This window comes from Pandoraea oxalativorans, from assembly GCF_000972785.3.
GTDB lineage: Bacteria > Pseudomonadota > Gammaproteobacteria > Burkholderiales > Burkholderiaceae > Pandoraea > Pandoraea oxalativorans.
In genome coordinates this window covers 4,332,237-4,352,205 of the sequence record NZ_CP011253.3, presented here as the reverse complement: position 1 = coordinate 4,352,205, position 19,969 = coordinate 4,332,237, and the positions used below count along the sequence as shown (strand labels likewise).

The following is a 19,969-nucleotide window of genomic DNA, read 5'->3' as shown; positions in this document are numbered from 1 at the left end:
GTGTGCGTCCCACGGTCACCAAGGTCTGCCAAACGAAGAGAAGGGGGGACAAAATGACGATCAATGTCGTGGTCGCTGACGACCATCCGATTGTGCGATTTGGAATACGTCGTCTGCTCGAAGAGCGAGAGATGATCCATATGGTCGGGGAGGCAGGAAATTCGTCGGAGTTGGTCAATCTGCTCGCCAAAGCGCCGTGCGACATCCTCGTCACCGACTTCTCCATGCCCGGCGGCAACTTCAAGGACGGGCTCTTTCTCATCGGCTATGTGCGCCGTTACTTCCCCAACATCAAGATTATCGTCGTCACGATGCTCGAGAATCTCGCCATTCTGCGCGGCATGCTAAAGCTCGGCGTGCACTCGATTCTCTCGAAGCTCGATGAGCAGAGCTCGATTGCCGACATCGTGTGCGTGGTGGCCTATGGCAGCCGTTATATTCCCGCTGGCCTCGCGACGCGCCTGCACGACTCTCTGATCGACGACCTCGAAATCGATGCGTCGAAGCTCTCGGGACGCGAAGTCGAAGTGGTGCGCTTGTTCGTCTCCGGGCTGACCATCAGCGAGATCGCATTCCAACTGAGTCGCAGCGTGAAGACCGTGAGCTCTCAGAAGACCAACGCCATGCGCAAGCTGGGGTTGGATCGAGACGTCGATCTCTATCACTACGCAACGCGAACCGGCATCACCTGAAGCACAGGCGGTCCGGCCCGGTGCGGCCCGGTGCGGCATGACGCGTTCACGCGGGCAGACGAATCGCCCGCATGTCGCGCAGAATCAGCTCGCCCGCGCGCAACATCTGTTTGAGCTGGTGCACGACCTGCTTGATCTCCTGCACGTGCGCGTCGACGGCGTCGGGTTGCTGTTCCTGCGCGACGACAAGAGCATCGAGACGCTTCGTGTAATCGCGCATCGCTTCGGTGGCGGCCTGCGTGTCCGTCGGCACGGATGCCGCGGGCGCGGCGACTGCTTGCGAGAGCAGGTCGCTGATCGCAGCGACTACCTGCCCCAGCTCCCCGCTCTTGTCTGCTGCGATCTGTCGCGGCAGCACGTCCGACAGGCCCGTGATGTACGACGCCATCACATGGTTCTGCACCAGCAAATCGTTCAGCTCCGCAACGGCGACCTGCTTGGACTTCGGTTCCAGCATCATCCGCTTGAAGGCGGCACCGAAATTCCCGAAGGCAATGTGCATGTCCTTGCGCGCCATGCGATAGGCGAAGTCGTCGCGTTTGCCGTCCAGCGCGGCGCTCGATTCGAGATAGGTGCGCGTGGACTGGACCGCGTTGCGGATCAGCGGCCCCATCAACCGGTATTCCCAATACGGGAACAGATACGAACACACCAGCGCAATGGCCGATCCGATCAGCGTGTCGATCGCGCGCTCGCCGATCACCGAGAGCGAGCCTGGCAGCAGGAAGTGGAACAGCAGCAGCACGTACGACGACATGAAGACGACCGACAAGCCGTAGTTGAACAACGACAGGCTGTTGCCCATGACCATGCAGAAGAACATGAGCGCGAGCAGAATCCAGGCCTTGTGAACGAAGGACAAAATCACCAGCACGCTCACACAGCCGATCAGCGTGCCGGTCAGACGCTGCGCGTTCTTCTGCTTCGTCAGGCTGAAACCCGGCTTCAAAATCACGATGATCGTGAGCAGTACCCAATAGCTGTGGTCCTGCCCTGCAAGCAACGACCAGTTTTCGCAGATGAGCAGCCCGGCGGCGATGGCAATCGTCACCCGCAATGCATGACGGAAACTCGGCGACGAAAAAGTCAGATTTTTCCAGAGAAGTTTCGGAGAAAAGCTCTGTCGTGAGGTAAAGCGTTGCAGAGCCTGGTCGATCTGCACTTCGGTCGCGCTGCCCGCGGTGCTCACGTCGGTGTTGCGGTGCATCCGCTCGACGATACGTGTGGTGCTCCACACGCGGCGGAACGTGCTGGTGAGCGCCTGATAGGCCTCCGGGGATTTCTGTTGCAGCGACTGCTTGCGCATCAGTTCGATTTCGTACTCGATGGCCCGGAACTCTGCGCGCCAACTGCGTTGTGCCCGCGAGGGCTCGTTGGTCGCGATGGCGTAGCCGATCGCATCCACCTCGATGGCGATCTTGCGGATCATGTCGCGGAAGAACAGGAGCACGTCGTTGTTGGCGAACTCGCGACGCAGCATCGGATAGTCGGTATGCACCGACACCACCGTCTCATGCAGGTCGACGATATTGATGAACAGATTGAACAGCATGGTGCGGCGGGGTTCCAGCGCACCGATGCGCAACCGGGGCAGGTTACGCAGAATGATCTCGCGTGCCGCCTGCTGCTTTTCCACCACATTGACCTGTGCGGCAATCAGACGGCGGTAGCAGTCGTCGATATCGGTCGACGTATCGTAGAAGGCCGCTTTGGCTTCCAGATACTCGGACGTGACGAAGAAGCACTCCGCCAGCGTTTGCTGCTCGATGCGAAACCACCAGATGCGACAGACGAACAGACTGAAATAGGTGTACCAGAGCCCGCCGGCGAGTACGGCCCCGGCGTCGAGCACCGCCTGATGGCGGGTGAGGTCCGCCTCGACGTTGAGGACCATCATCATGAGGCAGGCGAAGCTCACGAGCGAGGCGCGAAATCCATAGACCACGAGCATCGACAGACCGAACGTCAGAATCAGCGAGGTGATCCAGAGTTGCCACGGCTGTGCGGCCGTCGCCATGCCGGTGATCAGTACCGTCAAGGCGCCGAGGAGCGTGCAGCTCAGCAGTTCGGTGTGCTTGTGACGCAGCGGCCCGTTGATGTCGACCACGCTCGCGCAGAGCGCGCCGGAGGCGACCTCGATGCCGAGCAGGTGCTGATCCATCCCCCAGAACAGGACGAGCGCGGGCAGGATGACGCCGACCGCCTGCCGGGTGCCGCTGAAAAAGTAGTGGCTATAGAGAAACTTCTTGATATCGGTCTGGTAGTCCATGCGTCGGTTGCGAGGGTTCCTCAGCAAAGCTGGCCGCGCGTTGGGGTGGGGCGCGGCGCAGTGAGAGTCTAGCCGATGCCCGGCGTGCCGCGAAGTGGGGATACCGCCGGTTACACGCGGGCCGCCGATGGGCGCCGTCGTGTGCGCCGGGCGTGGCGTCGGGCCGCCGTCACGCTGTCGTCCACCCCGCAGTCACCCCGCAGTCACCCCGCAGTCACCCCGCAGTCACCCATGACGGGGTGAGCTTTCGGATCTGTCCGATGGGCTTTGGCACAGGGCATTTGTTATGCTTGCGAACAGACTCGCTAAGCCGCCACGCCCGCATGCTCCATCTATTCTTCTCCAACCGGTTCACCACGCTCGAAGCCGCCCTGTTGCGCGACATCGCACAGGCGCCTGACGCGTCGGCGGGGGCGGGCAATCCCTTCGAGACGGAAACCATCGTCGTGCCCAGCGTGGCGGTGCGCCGCCGACTCGAACTGGACTATGCGGACGTCTTCGGTGTGTGTGCAAACGTCCGCCTGACGTATCTGGCGCAATGGCTCTGGGACATGGCAGGCAAACTACTCACCGTGCCGGAGAGTTCGCCGTTCGCGCCCGATCGGCTGGTCTGGCCGCTGTATCAGTGTCTCGCGCAGCCGTGGGTGGAGGCGTCGCCGCGGCTGGCCGGATATCTGGCCGGGGCAGACGACGTCATGCGATTCGAGTTGGCCGACCGACTGGCCCACATCTACGATCAATACCTGACTTACCGGCCGGACTGGCTGGAGCGGTGGCAATCCGGTGAAGTCATTTCGCCGGGGACGTCGACGGCCTGGGGCGACATCCAGCGGGCCGACGAGGCCTGGCAAAGCGCCTTGTGGCGGCAGGTGCTGGCGCATCTGGAGATTCGCGAGCGCCACCCGACGCTGCGGGCCATCGACCGGATCGAACAACTGACGCCCGAGAGCGTTCCTGCTGGCTGGCCGTCCCGGGTTTCCGTGTTCGCGCTGTCGTCGATGCCGCCGCTTTCCATGGCGTTGCTCAAGGCAATGTCCCGCCTGATCGACGTGCACCTTTATGTCCTCAATCCCTGCGAGAGCTACTGGTTCGACATCGTGCCACCGTCGCGGCTGTCGTATCTGACACAACGTGACGGCAAAGCGCACCGCGAGGTGGGGCACCCCCTGCTGGCGGAATGGGGACGGCAGACGCAGTCGCACATCGATGCGTTGTACGCGGACCTTGCGCCGCAAGCGGTGGAGGACCACGCGCTGTTTCAGCCGAATCCCGAGCCCACGCTGCTGGCCGCGTTGCAGAACGGCATTCTTTCCCTGGACGATGGTCGTCATGGCGCACCCGATGGGGTCGCGGCCGATGGCTCGGTGCAGGTGCATGTCTGCCATAGCCTTGCGCGTCAGATCGAGGTGCTGCACGACCGCCTGCTGGCGTGCTTCGACGAAATCCCCGATCTGCGTCCCGACGACGTGTTGATTACCGTGCCGGACCTTGGCCGTGCGGCGCCTCTTATCGATGCCGTGTTCGGCACGGCAACGCCCCGCATTCCTTATCTGGTGACCGGCCTGCCGCCGACGCGCACCAACCCAGTCGCACGCGCTTTCGCGTCGATTCTGGCATTGCCGCAGCAGCGGGTGGCAGCGTCGAGTCTTGTCGAACTCGCACGCACGGAAGCGGTAGCAGAACGTTACGACCTCGGCGGCAATGTGCTCGACGCCATTCAGAACTGGCTGCACAGCGCCGGCGCACGCCGGGGCTGGCGCGGAGATGCCTTGCTGCGGCTTGAGGGCACCGGCCAGACGTCACGCGATGGCGCGATGGCCGGCGCCGGTGTGGACGCACCTCCTGCGCTGGAGCGCCATACGCTGGGCGACGCCATGATGCGCCTGTTCCTCGGCTACGCTTTGCCGGACGACGCCATGCCGGTCGACGACTGGCTGCCCGTCGGCGGGATCGAAGGCGGCAGAGCCGAGCTGCTGGGACAACTGGCGCGGCTGATCGACGATCTCGATATGACGGCGGTGTCGCTCCAGACCGAGCGGACCGGCCTCGCGTGGCGCGATCAGTTACTGGCAATGCTGGAGCAGTTCTTCTCGGATGAGCCGCGTTTTGCCGACGACGTCGCCGAAGTGCGTATGGCCATCGAACAGATCGGTACCGCCATCGCCGACGGTGCGCCTGAGGTGCATGTGCCGGTGGAAGTGGTGGCGCGCGTGTTGGCCGACGCGCTCGACGATCCGACGCGCGGCGGGGTACCGTCGGGACGCGTGACGTTTGCCGCGATTCCGAGCTTGCGTCTGTTGCCGTACCGCGTGGTCTGCATGATCGGCATGGACGATGGCGTCTTACCCGGGCGCGTGCGCGCCGACGAGTTCGATCTCATGCGGGCGCTCCCACAACGTGGCGACCGCCAGCGTCGCGATGACGAGCGCAATCTGTTCCTCGATTTGATGCTGAGCGCACAGGACCGCTTTCTCATCACCTATACGGGGCGAAGCGTTCGCGATAATGCGCCGTTGCCGCCATCCACCGCCGTGGACGAATTGCTGGACTTCACGGGGCAGTTGCTCGCGCCGGTATCGCAGGGATTCGACCTCGACGAGCAGCGCAAAGCCCGTGACACGCTTGTCGTCCTGCATCCGCTTCAACCGTTCTCACCCGCGTACTTCGACGGGCGCGCGCCGTCGCTGTACAGCTATGACGTTGCCAACGGCGAGGCCGCTCAGCAATTGGCCGGTCAATTGGCGTCCCCTGCGCCGGACGCAGCCGCAACGCCATTCGTCCACGCGCCATTGCCCGCCATTGCGCAGACGCATCTGACGCTCGACGACTTGTTACGCTTTTGGCGCCACCCGGGGCGGGCATGGGCGCGCGACCGGCTGGGCTTGTCGCTCGGCGACGTGCTTACCGAAGTCGAAGACGAAGAGCCGTTCGTACTCGACTGGTCGGGGCGCGACGCGCTCGCCGCGCGGCTGCTACCGCGTCTGTTGCGTGACGACGCTCAGGATGCCCGGGCACAGGCGGCGGCGATCGAGCGTATTGCGAACGTCAGTCACGAGCTGCCAGGAGGGGCGACGGGTGCGGTATGGCGTCGACGTGAACTCGGTGGACTGCGCGCACTGGCCACGCGAGTGAGGGAAGCGCAGGCGGAGGGCACACAGGAGTTGCTCGTGACGTTGCCGCTCAAGCCCGCGCTCCCACCGTCGTGGACGGCATCGACGGATGCGATCTGGCACGGCGATGCGACGCTGTGCGCAGATTGCTTGCTGCAAGGGCGTCTGGCCCCGGTGTCGCGCCACGGACTCGTCATGCACCGCTATGGCAGCTTGCGTCCGAGCGATCTGCTCGCCGCCTGGCTCGCCCACCTCGCGCTATGTGCCCATTTGCAGCAGCCGGAACATGCGGGGCTTGAAGTCGCACCTCGAACGCTATGGTACGGAGAGGACGAGACATTTGCGCTGCGTCCCGTGGACGATGCGGCGGCGCTGCTCGCGCAATGGGTGGCGCTGTTTCGCCTTGGGCAGACGCGGCCTTTGCCGTTTTTTGTGCGCAGCGCCTGGAAGCTGGCGAGCACCGGGAAAATGACGGATGCCGAAAGCGCATGGTCCGGCTCTGCGTTCGCGCGCGGCGATGCCGACGATCCCTATACCAAGCTGATCTGGCGGGGCGTGGAAGACCCGCTGGCGTCACCGTTCGACTTGCTGGCGAACACGGTGTTCGGACCGATGGTGCAGCACCTTGAACTCGTGGAGGGCGCATGACGCAACTCATCGACCTCGACGTTTTCGGTTGCGATCTCGATGGCGTCTGCCTGATCGAAGCGTCGGCCGGTACAGGCAAGACGTGGAACATCTGTGCGCTCTATGTACGGTTGTTGCTGGAGAAGCAACTAAGCGTCGAGCAGATTCTGGTCGTGACATTCACGAATGCCGCAACGGCAGAATTGCGTGAGCGGATTCGGGGGCGGCTGGCAGGACTGGTCGCCGCGATGGCCCCGGTCTTCGATGAGGACGAAGGCGAGGGCGGCGAAGATGACCGAGACAATGACGGAGACGACTTCCCCGACTTCGACCCGGATGCCAGCGACGATCCGCTATTCAACGTGATGATCGCCGGGCTGATCGAGCGCGGGGATATGTCGCCGAAGGCCGTTCGCGAATGCCTCCAGCGTGCGTTGCGCGGTTTCGATCAGGCGTCGATTCACACCATCCACGGTTTTTGCCAGCGAGCACTCGCCGAAGTGCCGTTTGCCGCCGGGCTGCCATTCGCTTATGAGTTGGTGCCGGACGACAATGGCGTGCGGCACGATCTGGCGGTGGAATTCTGGCGTCGTGTTGTCGAGCCGATGGCGGCGCAGGACGACAACTTCGCCGCATGGCTGGTGGACCGCAAGCGTTCGCCGGGCACGCTCACGGATCAACTGGCGCGTCGTCTGAAGAAGCCGATGTCCGAATTGCGTTGGCCGGAGGCCGTGCAAAGCGATGCGCAAACGTCGCCCGATTCGGCGTTGCTGGCGACGTATTTGGCGGCATGCGATTGCTGGGAGGCCGAGGCATCGGTGATTGCCGACCTGATGCGCGCGGTACTGCCTTCCTATAAGAAGAACATCTACAACGAGACGTCTCTCCCGCAGGCTGTCTCGGCATGGCAGCGATATCTCGGCGCGCGCGATGCCGGTGCGCTGCTGGCACCGAAGGCCGAGTTGCTGACGACGACGCGGCTCGCCAGGGACATCAAGAAAGGGGAGACGCCCCCCGAACATCGCTTCTTTGAAATGGCGGACGTACTCGTTCGGGCGCGCGCAGATGCCGACGAGCGCTACGCGATGCAGTGGCTGCGAATCTTGCGTGAGTGGCTGATGCAGGCGCCGGAACAGCTGGCGCTGCGCAAGCGCGAACTGCGCGTGGTGTCATTCGACGACCTGCTTGGCAATATCGCTCGCGCGTTGCATCAGCATCCCGATCTGGCGGACGCGCTGCGCGAGCGCTATCCGTGCGCATTGATCGATGAATTCCAGGATACCGATCCGCTGCAATTCGCCATCTTTAACGCCGTGTACGGGCATCGGCCCGCAGCATCGGGGGACGCTTGGGACGAAGCGACGCAAACAATGCCAGCGGCCAGCGGACGCGGCCCGATGTTCATGGTCGGCGATCCCAAGCAGGCCATCTACAGTTTCCGTGCGGCGGATCTGCATACTTATCTGGCCGCGCGCGAGAACGCCGACGCGGCGTACACGCTCGCCGTCAATCAGCGCTCCACGCCTGCCATCATCGAAGCCGGCAACCGCTTGTTCGGTGCCAACGATCGTGCGTTCGTTCTTGACGGGCTGACGTACCCGCCAGTGCGTCCAGGCACGCGTCGTCGTCCTCCCTTGACGGACGTGCGGGATGTCGCCGACTTGACGGTCTGGTGGCTGCCCGACGCCGACGAGCCGCTACCCAAGGACGAGGCGCAGCAAGCGTGCGCGCGCGCAACGGCGGCCGAAGTGGCGCGCTTACTGGCGGGGGCGTCGCGCGGTGAGGTAATGGTCGGCGACGAGCCGCTCGCGCCCGGCGACATTGCCGTGATCGTACAGACGCACCGTCAGGGCGCGCTGATGAAGTCGATGCTTGCCGAACATGCGGTAGGGAGCGTGGAGTTGACGCAGGACTCGGTTTTCGCGAGCGAAGAGGCGGAAACCTTGCTGCGTGTCCTTCGTGCGGTAGAGGCACCGGGCGATGTCCGAGCCCTTCGCGCTGCGCTCGCGACCGAGTTGTTCGGACTCGATGCCACGGCGCTTTACCGTATGCAGACAAGCGATGCCTCCGATGCGGAAGCGATCGCGTGGATCGAGCGCCTGCAACGATATCGTCAGTTGTGGACGGATCGTGGGTTCTCGGCAATGTGGCGCACGCTCATGCGCGAGCTTGGACTTGCGGCACGGTTGGTTGCGCAGCCCGGCGGAGAGCGTCGTCTGACCAACTTCATGCATCTGGCCGAACTTGCACAAGCGCGATGGGCAGAGCAGCCGGGCATGCCTGCGTTGCTGCGCTGGCTGGCGTCGCAGCGCAATGCCAGCGGCGGCGAGGAGGCGCAGTTGCGACTGGAGTCGGATCAGAATCTGGTCCAAATCGTGACCGTTCACAAATCGAAAGGCCTTGAGTACGGCGTCGTGTTCTGCCCCTTCCTTTGGGACGGTTCGGTGCGCGACGGTGGCGGTCTCGAAGGTCTCGAGTACCACGATGGTGCGACGGCAGTCATCGACTTCACCGACGCGGCGGGCAAGGGCTCGCCTGCCGCTGCCGCCTTGCGACAGGAACAGTCGGCGGAGCAGGCACGGCTGCTGTACGTTGCGCTGACGCGCGCGGTGTACCGCTGCTATCTTGCTGCGGGCATGTATTCGTCGCGTCGTAGTGTGAAGGAGGCGTGCGGCGGCATGCTCAACTGGTTAGCTGCCGGGCAAGGGACGACGTTCGACGCATGGATTGCTTCGAACATCGATGCCGATGAGCGCGTTGGGGCGATTCGCTCGGCGTGGAAAGCGCTTGTTGGCGGGCCACTTGACGTCGTGCCGTTGCCAGTGGGCGATGCGCTCGGCGGCGACACGCGCGTCGTGCACGACGCTGCGCCGCAACTGACCACGCGTGCGAGTACGCGCGCCTTGCGCGAAGCATGGCGCATCGGCAGCTTCTCCGGATTGCTTGCGGGCATGCACACCGGACCGCAACTCGGTGGTGGGCAATTGAGTGCACCGGAACGCACGCGGCCTGATTACGACGCGCAAGCCAATGCGGGACCGACGTTTGCGCTGCCGCCGGAAGGCGATGACGCCTGGCCGCCTGCCGACGACATTCTTCGCTTTCCGCGTGGCCCTGCTGCCGGGGAGAGCTTGCACCGAGTGTTCGAACTGGCCGATTTCCAGTCGCGCGCCCAGTGGTCGCATGCGGTGTCGCGGGCGCTGCGCGAGCGTCCGCCGGGACGTGGCGCGGAGCAAAACGACACATGGCGCGCCATGATGACGAACATGTTGAGTGACACGCTCGCCACGCCGTTGCGTCCCGGCATGCAACTGGCGGATGTCTCGCTGGCCGAGCGTCTTACCGAGATGGAGTTCACGTACCCGGCGGATGCGGTGTCGCTCGACGCACTGCGCGGCCTGTTGCGCCAGTTCGGGTATCCCGATTTGCCGCTGGACGCGACGGTCCTGCGGGGCTATCTCAAAGGCTTCATCGATCTGGTGTTCCGTCACAGCGGTCAATGGTGGATTCTCGACTGGAAGTCGAACTACCTCGGCACCGCCCCCGAGAACTACGGCGGCGAAGGTCTGCGCGAGGCGATGGCCGAACACGGTTATCACCTCCAGTACCTGCTTTACACGCTGGCGCTGCATCGCTATTTGCGGCGTCGCTTACCTGATTACGATTACGACCGCGATATGGGCGGCAGCCTCTATTTGTTTGTGCGGGGCGTGCGTCCGGACTGGGCCAGCGCGCATCTTGCCGGTGATGAAGTCCCGGGCGTTTTCTTCGACAAGCCGTCGAGGGAAATGGTCGATGCACTCGATGGCCTGTTCGCCGCGGGTGAAAACGCGGCGCTGGCTCAGGCGCTCTCGCTGGATACGCGAGGTGCTTCGGCCGTGACCCACGGAGAGGACGCATGAGCGATAGGCGCCACATGGGCGATGCGTCCGGCGCACCGCTGGCCGACAGCGGCGCGGTGCGACTTGCGCAAGGTTTCGCGCGTCGCATGGGCTTGCTCGCGCGAGGCAACGGTGCCGATGAGCTCACGTGCCGCTACGTTCGGCGGGCGGCGCTCGAAGTGAGCCTTGCCACGTCGGAAGGTCACGTATGCGTGCCGCTCGACAACCTGCTCGACGCGCAGGCCAGCGGCGAGCTGTTTCCCGGTGACGCACCGGCATTGTCCGTCTGGCGAGAGGCCCTCTTCGCAAGCGGCTTGTGTGCCCCGGCCAGCCTGGCGCACGTGATCGCAGGCGATGTCCAGGCAGATGCTTATCCGCTCTTGCTCGACGACCGGGATCGTCTGTATCTGGCTCGCTACTATCACTATGAAGCGCGCCTTGCGCTCGCGCTGGGACGAAAACTGACCCTGAGCGGCGAGGCGACGTCGGCATCGACGGCACCGACTTCGGCGATCACGGAAGAAGACCGTCAGCGCTTGCAACGCTACTTCCGCAATGGCGTGCTGCACTCGCCCGAAGGCGAGCGCGAGCCAAATTGGCAGATGGCGGCAGCGGCGCTCGCATTGCAGCGTTCGCTGGTCGTGCTCAGCGGCGGTCCGGGAACGGGGAAGACGACGACGGTCGTCGGTCTGATTGCGTGTCTGCTGGAGCGTGACGCCAACCTGCGCGTTGCGCTCGCAGCACCCACTGGCAAAGCGGCACAGCGCATGCAGGAAGCCCTGACGGCCCGTCAGGACTTGCCGGAAACGGTGCGACTCGCGCTCCCTGACGCGGCGGTGACGTTGCATCGACTGCTCGGTGTATTGCCGGAATCGGCGGAGCACGTCGGGCGACGCTTTCGTCATCACGCAGGCAACCCGTTGCCCTATGACCTCATCGTGGTGGACGAAGCGTCCATGATCGATTTGTCGATGGCGACGCAACTGCTGGAAGCGGTGCCGGAGGGCGCGCGTCTGGTATTGCTGGGCGACAAGGATCAGTTGGCGGCCGTCGAGGCGGGAGCGGTGTTCGGCGAACTGAGCGCCCAGCGGGTGTTTTCGCCATCGATGCGCATGCAGTTGCTGTCGGCACTCGGCTGGCCGTCAAACGACTTACCTCGATCGGGGCCGTTGGCCGTGAGTCGCGACAGCGCGTCGAAAACGAGCGCTGGGCCGACGGCACAAGCTCGGGCCCCGCGCGGTCTGGAGGACGCCGTCGTCTGGCTGGAACGCACCTATCGCTTCGGCGCGAACTCGGCGATCGGTCGTCTGGCCACGGCCATCAAGACGGGAAAGGTTATCGATGCGCGCAAGGAGTTCACTGTTATCGAGCGCGAGTCCGCTCGCATCAATACTGGGGGAGAGCCGGGTGACGCACGCTCAGACGCCAGCCCGGTAGACCGCGTGCTGTTAAGCGAAGATGGCGGAATCCAGTTGTCGCCAGTAACACTGAACGCGCTGGCCGATGGCTACGGCGAATACCTCGATGCGCTCGCTCAGGCGTTTGCGACGATTGAGCAACTGGGCGATCCCGCTGCGGCCACGACCGCCGACATTGCGATGGTTGCTCAGCCCGTCTTTGCCGCTTTTGGGAAGTTCCGCGTGCTGTGCGCGACGCGGGGTGGGCGACGAGGCGTCGAGTTTCTCGGTGCACAACTGACGGCACTGCTGGCGCGTCGTGCGGGTGTAGCGTTGGGCGCGGGGGGCGGTGCGTGGTTTGCGGGGCGTCCGGTGCTGGTGACGCAGAACGAATACGCGCTGAACCTCTTCAACGGCGATATCGGCATTGCGTTGCCGCTTGGACCTTCCGGTACGCTGCGTGTGACGTTCGCTACGCCGGACGGCGGCTATCGCCTCTACTCGCCTGCCAGTTTGCCCGCGCACGAAACGGCGTTCGCAATGACGATTCATAAGTCGCAGGGATCGGAATTCGAGCGTGTCGCGATAGTGCTGCCCGAGCAGGCAAGTCGGGTGTTATCGAGAGAACTGATCTATACGGGGGTCACGCGTGCGCGCCGGGAGGCGTGGCTATATGCGCCGTGGCCGGTGATCGCCTCGGCCATCGCGCGCCCGACGCAGCGCGATGGCGGACTGACCGACCGTCTGACGGAGGTGCTGACTACGATGTCTGATTCTCCGACGGATTCGCCTTCAGCTTTGCCGCTGCGATAGCGGCCTCGGCAACGGCACCGATGCGGGTGACGAGCAACTGGTCGATCTTGTAGTTGTCGATGTCGACCACTTCGAACTTGTAACCCGCCGCCTCGGTGGCTTCCGACTTCTTCGGAATGCGCTTGAGCTGATAGATCATGAATCCGGCGATGGTCTCGAACTCACCCTCGCCGGGGAGTTCGTCGATATCGAGCGCCTTTTTCACGTCCTCGACCGACGTGACACCGTCGACGAGCCAGGAGTGTTCGTCACGCTGCACGATCTGGTCTTCGTCGGCCGGGTGGACGACGTCGCCCATGAGTGCGCCAACGATGTCGTTAAGCGTCACCACGCCGACCACCAGACCGTACTCGTTGATGATGACGGCGAAGCCTTCCCGGGTTTCCTTGAAGCGTGCCAGCGCTTCGGACAGGTTGAGCGTGTCCGGGATCACCAGCAGTTTCTTGGCGTAGAGACGGTCCAGATTGCGGATTACGCTGGAGAGGTCTTCGCTCGCAATGCGCTGGAGCAGGTCCTTCGAGTCGACGTAGCCGAGCACGTTGTCGATTTCGTCGCGACACACGAGATACTTCGAATGCGGACTTTCCGTGATTTTCTGACGGATGCTGCGCTCGTCTTCGGCGATGGTGAAGTACACCACGTCGTCGCGGAAGGTCATGACCGAGCCAACGGTGCGCGACTCCAGTTCGAACACGTTCTCGATCAGATGCAGTTCCTGCTTGCGTAGCACACCGGCCTGCGCTCCGGCGCCGACCATTGCTGCGATGTCTTCCGACGTGATGTTGTCGATCGCATGGGTGGGCAGCTTGAACATGCGCAGAAACAGATTCGCTACACCGTTAAAGAGATAGACCAACGGGCGCAGGACTTTGAGGCAAAGCAGCATCGGATCGATGATGGCCATTGCGACGCGCTCGGGATTGACCATGGCGAGACGCTTCGGAATCAGATCGGCGAACTGGATGAAGGCGATCGTAATGAACAGGAACGACCCGATGCCAGCCAGTCGGAGCGCGAGCGCCTCATCGGTGAATGGCGATAGCCAATCGAACAGATAACCGGTGAGGAAGCTCTCGCCGAGCACCCCGCCGAGCACGGCGACGGCATTCACGCCGATTTGGACGACGGTGAAGAAGTTGCCGGGCTGTTCCTTGAGCGCGAGCACTTTGACCGCCTGTTCGTCGCCCTTCTCCATGAGCACCTGGAGTTTGGTGCGCTTGGCGGCAGTGAGCGAGATTTCGGAAGCGGAAAAGAAGGCGCTTGCCAGCACTAGCAAGAGAATACTGAAAAGAAAGCCATAACCGCTCATATTGTTGTCCCTGTAAGTGCGAGTGCGGATACATAGCCGCGACGCAGGCCGGACCGGTTCGCACGGGAGTGGGTCCGGGAGCAGGGAGACATTTCGAAACAAGGCCGGCGGGCCATCATTTTGAGATGCCTTCGGGCTGGAGCGCGGGCGCAGCGTACCCGCAGGGCGGGTCGCGTCAGCCGCGTCGGCTGTACCGCTGTCCGATAGCATGCCATAAGTTCGGGGCACTCCGACAGCGCGATCCCCGCGTACCGGAAGCCCACCGCGCGCATTCGGACGGCCCGGCTGTCCACTCCGAGGCGGTCGCTTGCACGAGCTGCGAGAGTCCGCGTGCAGAACCGAAAATTCCCGAACGACCGTTCGGGCATCGTGGACGCCGTCTCGAGCACGCCTGGCGGCGCCATCCGAGTCGTGTCGGCGTCTGTGGGTCCGGCGCAGGCGACGTCGAGACCGTGGTGCACGCCACGCATCTCCCTTTCCCCTATTTGAGGACTTATCGATGACTTTCGGTATGCAGTTAGCGAATCACGCGTCCGCCATGGGCGGCCTTGCCCCGATGCCCGTCACACTTCATCCCGCCGGACTCAACAACGTCGCAGGCATGCCGCTCACGCGCATCGCAAACATACGAGGCGCTGCCTTGGAGCATCCCCGGACCGTGGGGGCGTCGCAGGCGAGCGCTGCAGTGCAAGCAACGGGTCACGCCAATCGCGACACGGGGCGTTTTCAGTTCGCGGCCGACTTCACGGCCGATCTCGCGGACGTATCGTCGCAGGAGGGGCGGGCCGGTGAGACATCTTCGGGCAGGCTCGTGGACGTCGACAGTGTGGATGTCCTTGAAGCACCGATGACCGGGGACGTGCTGGGAACCCTTCTCGCACCGCGCGTCGCGCAACCGGTCCTGTCGCCTGCGGCGCTGGCAACACTGCACGTCTGTGCCAGTGCGCATCAGGTCAGCACTCGCGTCGCCTCGCTGGACGGGCGCAATCACCCGGTCGTCATGCCGGACGGACGCAGCGAACGCGCGCAAGTCTGTCGCGACATCGTCAACGGTTCGTTGCTCGGGACCGACGGACGTAACGGCACGGTGCCGTACGAGCCGACGCGTGCCGACGTAACGAAGACGGTGGCGGACACGGCGCGTCGATGGACCGGCAAGCCCGCACTGGCAGGCAAGAAGGAATGGTCGACGGCATGTCTCGTGCGCGAGACGCCATCCAAATTCATTGGCAAGCTGAATGCGCGTCTGCAAGGCGGCACGCGTCCCATGCCTGCGAGCGAAAGGACCGAGTGGATGCTCCGTGTGGGGTTTGCCGCCGGGCTGCCGATGCATCAGGCGATCGTGCGCGGCGATCTGCCCGCGTCGATCGGGTTGGGCACGGACGAGTGGGCGAAGCTCGCGCTCGGCGTCGAGCAACTGGGCGAGCGTCACTGGGAGATGCGTCACACCGAAGTGATGGATGCCGCAGCCATGCCCGCGACGAACACGGAGGCGTTCACGGCGCTCGCAACGTCGATGCATTCGGTCGCCAAGCACATCGCCACAGAGCGGCTGCGCAACTATCTCACGCAGCGTGGCGTGCCCACGGTGCCAGCCGCAGTCACCAGCGAATCGCCTTCCGTCGTATAACGACGGGGTCAAACCTGTCGGCAATGCCGTCTGCCTGACTTAGGCAACGGCAGTCGACGACGTCATCGAAACAAAAAACGCGCCCGGTATCACCCGGGCGCGTTCTTTGCTGCGCGATGGTTTGCCGCACTCGGCAGCGACTTCGATGCTCGCTGCCGCGCACGTTCTCGCGTTAATCAGGTGCGACGATAGATTTCCGCACCGCTCTTCACGAACTCGACCGCCTTGACCTCCATCCCTTGCTTGAGGGCGGCTTCATCGGTGAGCCCCTGCTTGGCGGCGTAATCGCGCACGTCCTGCGTGATCTTCATCGAGCAGAAGTGCGGTCCGCACATCGAGCAGAAGTGAGCGACCTTGGCCGAATCCTTCGGTAGCGTCTCGTCGTGGAATTCACGCGCCTTGTCCGGATCGAGACCGAGGTTGAACTGGTCTTCCCAACGGAATTCGAAGCGTGCCTTCGAGAGCGCATTGTCGCGAATCTGCGAGCCCGGGTGACCCTTGGCGAGGTCGGCCGCGTGGGCGGCGAGCTTGTACGCGATGATGCCTTCCTTCACGTCGTCCTTGTTCGGCAATCCAAGGTGTTCCTTCGGCGTGACGTAGCACAGCATGGCGGTGCCGTACCAGCCGATGGTGGCCGCGCCGATACCCGACGTGATGTGGTCGTAACCCGGAGCGATGTCCGTCGTCAGCGGTCCGAGCGTGTAGAACGGGGCTTCGTCGCAGTACTCGAGCTGGAGATCCATGTTCTCCTTGATGAGCTGCATCGGCACGTGGCCCGGGCCTTCGATCATGACCTGCACGTCGTGCTTCCACGCGATCTGCGTGAGTTCGCCCAACGTCTTGAGCTCGGAGAGTTGCGCTTCGTCGTTGGCGTCGTAGATCGAGCCGGGACGCAGGCCGTCGCCCAGCGAGAACGCGACGTCATACGCCTTCATGATTTCGCAGATCTCTTCGAAGTGCGTGTACAGGAAGCTTTCCTTGTGGTGGGCGAGGCACCACTTGGCCATGATCGAGCCGCCGCGGCTGACGATACCCGTCATGCGGTTAGCCGTCATCGGCACATACGCGAGACGCACGCCGGCGTGGATCGTGAAGTAGTCGACGCCTTGCTCGGCCTGCTCGATAAGCGTGTCGCGGAACATTTCCCACGTCAGGTCTTCGGCCTTGCCGTTGACCTTTTCGAGCGCCTGATAAATCGGCACCGTGCCGATCGGCACCGGGCTGTTACGCAGGATCCATTCACGCGTTTCGTGAATGTGCTTGCCGGTCGACAGATCCATGACCGTGTCGCCGCCCCAGCGGATCGCCCACGTCATCTTGTCCACCTCTTCGCCGATCGACGACGTCACGGCCGAGTTGCCGATGTTCGCGTTGATCTTCACGAGGAAGTTACGGCCGATGATCATCGGCTCGGATTCCGGGTGGTTGATGTTGTTCGGGATGATGGCGCGCCCGCGTGCGATCTCGTCGCGCACGAATTCCGGCGTGATTTCGGCGGGAATGCTGGCACCGAAATGCTGACCCGGGTGCTGGCGGGTGAGCAGCTTCGCGAGACGCTCGCCTTGCGGGCCCGCGGCGCGCACGCTTTCGATGTACTCCTGACGGCGCAGGTTTTCACGAATCGCGATGTATTCCATTTCGGGCGTGATGATGCCCTGACGCGCGTAATGCATCTGCGTCACGTTCTTACCCGCCTTGGCGCGGCGCGGCGTGCGGTGCAGGCCCGGGAAACGCAGATCGGCGGTCGCGCTGTCGTCGGCGCGCTCGCGGCCGTAGGCCGAGGACAGGCCCGGCAGGGCTTCGGTGTCGCCGCGCTCTTCGATCCACTTCGCGCGCAGCGCGGGCAGGCCGGAGCGGATGTCGATGGTCGCGTTCGGATCGGTGTACGGGCCCGAGCAGTCGTAGACGTAGATCGGCGGATTCTTCTCGCCGCCGAAGCTCGTCGGCGTGTCGGCTTGCGAGATTTCGCGCATCGGGACCTGAATGTCCGGGCGCGAGCCTTCGACGTAGATCTTGCGGGAATTGGGCAGCGGTGCGATCGCGGCTTCGTCCACGCGCGCGTTGGCTGAGAGGAACTTCGGATTGGCGTTCATGCAATGTCTCCTGGCGGGGCACGTGTTGACGCCGACAATTTCGGCGCAAAGCGGCTCAGGAGCATGAACGGGGGCGAGGAATTTCTACGCTCCCTGCGCTGGCATTATCCAGATCAGGTTCTAAGGGTATTTCTCACCCACAACTCACGTTGCAGGACCCCTGCGCTTAGCTTTGCGGCAACGATACACCGACACGCGGGGCAAAACAAGCACGATGTGTCCCGAAAAACGTGAACTGGAAATGGTGCGGTGCGACATATCGACGGGCGTGTCAACCCTCCAGCGCCACCCGCACCTCGCGTTGAAAATCGCGCGGCATCAGGCGTAGCGCATCACGGAAAAAGCGCCGGTCGGGCGGCGGCAGCATCGGCAGTACACGACCGAGCGATTGCGCGGCGTGGAGTGCCTGCGGCGAGTCGCCATCCTGATGCAGCGCGAACCACAGCATTTCGAACCACAGATTGGCGAGCTGCAACGGCTCGAAGCGCACGCGTCCTTCCTCGTGGTCGGCGAGTGTGGTGGCCACGACATCCGTCCAGCGCAGGAAACCCTTGGCGCGCGAGAAGGGCGCGCCGAATGGCTGGACGGCATCGAGAAACGCATCGACCGCGAGGGGCGTACTCGCGCGCAGCGTCTCCAGATCGGGATCGCGTCGCACCGGGACGGCACCACGCGCTATGCGCAGCAGGAACACCGTATTCCAGACGGAATTCCCGCCTACGCCGAAGCGGTCGCAGATCCACTCCGACAAACCGATCCACCGCAATGCCTGACGCTGGACGTCGGCCGCCGCAAGCCTTCTGCCCGGATCGATCAGCGCCTCTTGCCAGAACAGCCAGAGCGACAAGCCGATGTTGGCGGCGACGTGCTGGGCCAGCTCGATGGAGTCGGCTTCGAACGCCGCTTGCAGGGCGTCGGAGAAGGCCGCCAGCGCATCGGCGGCGGATTGCGCTCGGGCAGGCATCGGGCCGTTGCGCGCGGCGTGCGACTTGTACAGCAATGCCTGGAGATTGCGGCTCTCGAAGCGAATGCGCGGGTTGTAGACGAGGCACGGGGCGAGCGATGCGTCGTCGCTGATGCGTTGCAGATGCGCGAACGCACCCGCCTCGTCACGTAATGCGTAGGCCTGCCATGCCTGCACGATCCAGTGCATGGCGCGTAACGTCGGCGAGCCGGGTTGGCTCGCACCGAAGGTGGCCGCGAGCGTGGCTAACGTCTGCTTCGTGCGCGCGGCGTCTCCCATGCGACGCCACACGATGGTCTCGGCGAGCAGCGCAATGCCACGCTGTACGCCGTCCACGGCACACACCTGCGCTGCATGGAAGCACGGGATTGCGCCTGTGCGCTGGCGTCTGGCTTCGCTTTGCGTCGAAGGCGGCGGCGGCGCGAAGAACACGCCGTCCTGCATGTCGCGCTTGCCGAGCGTCAGGTGATGCCAGAACGCGATGTCCTGCATGACGTAGTCGAGTGCGGGCGACTGGGCGTCGGGCGCGCTGTCCTGCGGCAAACCAAGAAATGCGGCGATTGCGCGGCGTGGATCGGCAGGTGTCGTGTCGCCGATGACGATGACGATGCGCGACATCTCGTGCGCAGCGAGCCAGAACGGTCCTTTGCCACGTCCGCGCGTCGGCAGCAAACGCACATCAGCATGATGGTCGTCGCCCGAGCCGACCGCGACGCCCCATCGCGCAAAGTCCGAAAACGCGCGGCTGATGAGCATGCGCAGATCGCCCCCGAGGCCCGCCTGATCGAAACGGATCTTCAGCGACGCAAGCGTTACCGGCGACGCCTCGAAATGCGCCGCGTAATAGACGCGCATCAGCAACCACAGGCTTTGGTATCGCACCGGCTGACCGTCGATTTTCTGCGGCGCGTCGAGTCGCACGACCAGGGCGGAAGGGAGCGACGGCTCGGAGGTGTCGTTCATGTTGACTGAGTGACTTGGGCAGCAAGCTTGGCAGGGACCGGTGCCGTGCGTTGTGGCGCGAACGGCGTGCGCACGTCCCACGCATTCATGGAAGGGGCGAGCCGATGATACGGCGGTTACGTCGGTTACGGTAGCTTTGCTTTGCAGCTATCGAAACCCACACTAAGCTGCAAACGCTTTCGAAAAAGTAGTGCCTGGCCAGCGCGACTCGTATCGGCAGC

The 19,969-nt window shown here is 63.8% G+C and carries 9 protein-coding genes and 1 riboswitch; of the genes, 5 read left to right on the top strand and 4 right to left on the bottom strand.

Annotated features, from left to right (window positions below; all coding sequences use genetic code 11):
• The first annotated feature begins 53 nt into the window (after positions 1 to 53).
• A complete protein-coding gene (locus MB84_RS19115) occupies positions 54 to 692 on the top strand; it encodes a response regulator (RefSeq protein WP_046292908.1) in 639 nt (212 codons plus the stop codon).
• A 46-nt stretch (positions 693 to 738) separates the two neighbouring features.
• On the opposite strand, the gene MB84_RS19110 is transcribed toward MB84_RS19115, so the two are convergent.
• On the bottom strand, positions 739 to 2,961 hold the full coding sequence (locus MB84_RS19110; protein WP_046292907.1) for an FUSC family protein: 2,223 nt from the start codon (positions 2,959 to 2,961) through the stop codon (positions 739 to 741).
• Between the two features lie 323 nt (positions 2,962 to 3,284).
• On the opposite strand from MB84_RS19110, the gene recC reads away from it, so the two are divergent.
• From recC to recD, 3 genes are read left to right on the top strand one after another with little or no spacing between them, the layout of a single operon-like run.
• A complete protein-coding gene (gene recC / locus MB84_RS19105; RefSeq protein ID WP_046292906.1) occupies positions 3,285 to 6,719 on the top strand; it encodes an exodeoxyribonuclease V subunit gamma in 3,435 nt (1,144 codons plus the stop codon).
• The gene (recB, locus tag MB84_RS19100) at positions 6,716 to 10,600 is read left to right on the top strand and encodes an exodeoxyribonuclease V subunit beta (protein ID WP_065225804.1); all 3,885 of its coding nucleotides are present in this window, start codon (positions 6,716 to 6,718) and stop codon (positions 10,598 to 10,600) included. Before recC ends, recB begins: the two co-directional genes overlap by 4 nt.
• The gene (recD, locus tag MB84_RS19095; protein ID WP_245725414.1) at positions 10,597 to 12,789 is read left to right on the top strand and encodes an exodeoxyribonuclease V subunit alpha; all 2,193 of its coding nucleotides are present in this window, start codon (positions 10,597 to 10,599) and stop codon (positions 12,787 to 12,789) included. Before recB ends, recD begins: the two co-directional genes overlap by 4 nt.
• Here recD and paeA read toward each other — a convergent pair.
• Entirely contained in the window at positions 12,737 to 14,098 is a 1,362-nt protein-coding gene (gene paeA / locus MB84_RS19090) for a polyamine export protein PaeA (RefSeq protein WP_046292904.1), read from the bottom strand. The two genes, recD and paeA, sit on opposite strands and share 53 nt — an antisense overlap.
• Positions 14,099 to 14,597: 499 nt before the next feature.
• Between paeA and MB84_RS19085 the strand changes: the two genes are divergently transcribed.
• Complete coding sequence (locus MB84_RS19085) at positions 14,598 to 15,728, top strand: hypothetical protein (RefSeq protein ID WP_046292903.1); 1,131 nt, start codon at positions 14,598 to 14,600, stop codon at positions 15,726 to 15,728.
• Positions 15,729 to 15,904: 176 nt separating this feature from the next.
• Here MB84_RS19085 and thiC read toward each other — a convergent pair whose 3' ends face one another.
• Positions 15,905 to 17,821, bottom strand: coding sequence for a phosphomethylpyrimidine synthase ThiC (thiC, locus tag MB84_RS19080; RefSeq protein WP_046292902.1), 1,917 nt, complete (start codon positions 17,819 to 17,821; stop codon positions 15,905 to 15,907).
• 73 nt (positions 17,822 to 17,894) lie between these two features.
• Positions 17,895 to 17,993, bottom strand: a riboswitch (TPP riboswitch).
• Positions 17,994 to 18,092: 99 nt separating this feature from the next.
• Positions 18,093 to 19,748 carry a hypothetical protein gene (locus tag MB84_RS19075; protein ID WP_046292901.1) on the bottom strand — a complete coding sequence of 552 codons (1,656 nt, stop codon included), beginning with the start codon at positions 19,746 to 19,748 and terminating at the stop codon, positions 18,093 to 18,095.
• Between the last annotated feature and the right edge of the window lie 221 nt (positions 19,749 to 19,969).

Coding starts and splice junctions, on each gene's coding strand:
- MB84_RS19115 (WP_046292908.1), top strand. CDS start 54: ATGACGATCAATGTCGTGGTCGCTGACGACCATCCGATTGTGCGATTT.
- recB (WP_065225804.1), top strand. CDS start 6,716: ATGACGCAACTCATCGACCTCGACGTTTTCGGTTGCGATCTCGATGGC.
- MB84_RS19110 (WP_046292907.1), bottom strand. CDS start 2,961: ATGGACTACCAGACCGATATCAAGAAGTTTCTCTATAGCCACTACTTT.
- paeA (WP_046292904.1), bottom strand. CDS start 14,098: ATGAGCGGTTATGGCTTTCTTTTCAGTATTCTCTTGCTAGTGCTGGCA.
- MB84_RS19075 (WP_046292901.1), bottom strand. CDS start 19,748: ATGAACGACACCTCCGAGCCGTCGCTCCCTTCCGCCCTGGTCGTGCGA.
- recC (WP_046292906.1), top strand. CDS start 3,285: ATGCTCCATCTATTCTTCTCCAACCGGTTCACCACGCTCGAAGCCGCC.
- recD (WP_245725414.1), top strand. CDS start 10,597: ATGAGCGATAGGCGCCACATGGGCGATGCGTCCGGCGCACCGCTGGCC.
- thiC (WP_046292902.1), bottom strand. CDS start 17,821: ATGAACGCCAATCCGAAGTTCCTCTCAGCCAACGCGCGCGTGGACGAA.
- MB84_RS19085 (WP_046292903.1), top strand. CDS start 14,598: ATGACTTTCGGTATGCAGTTAGCGAATCACGCGTCCGCCATGGGCGGC.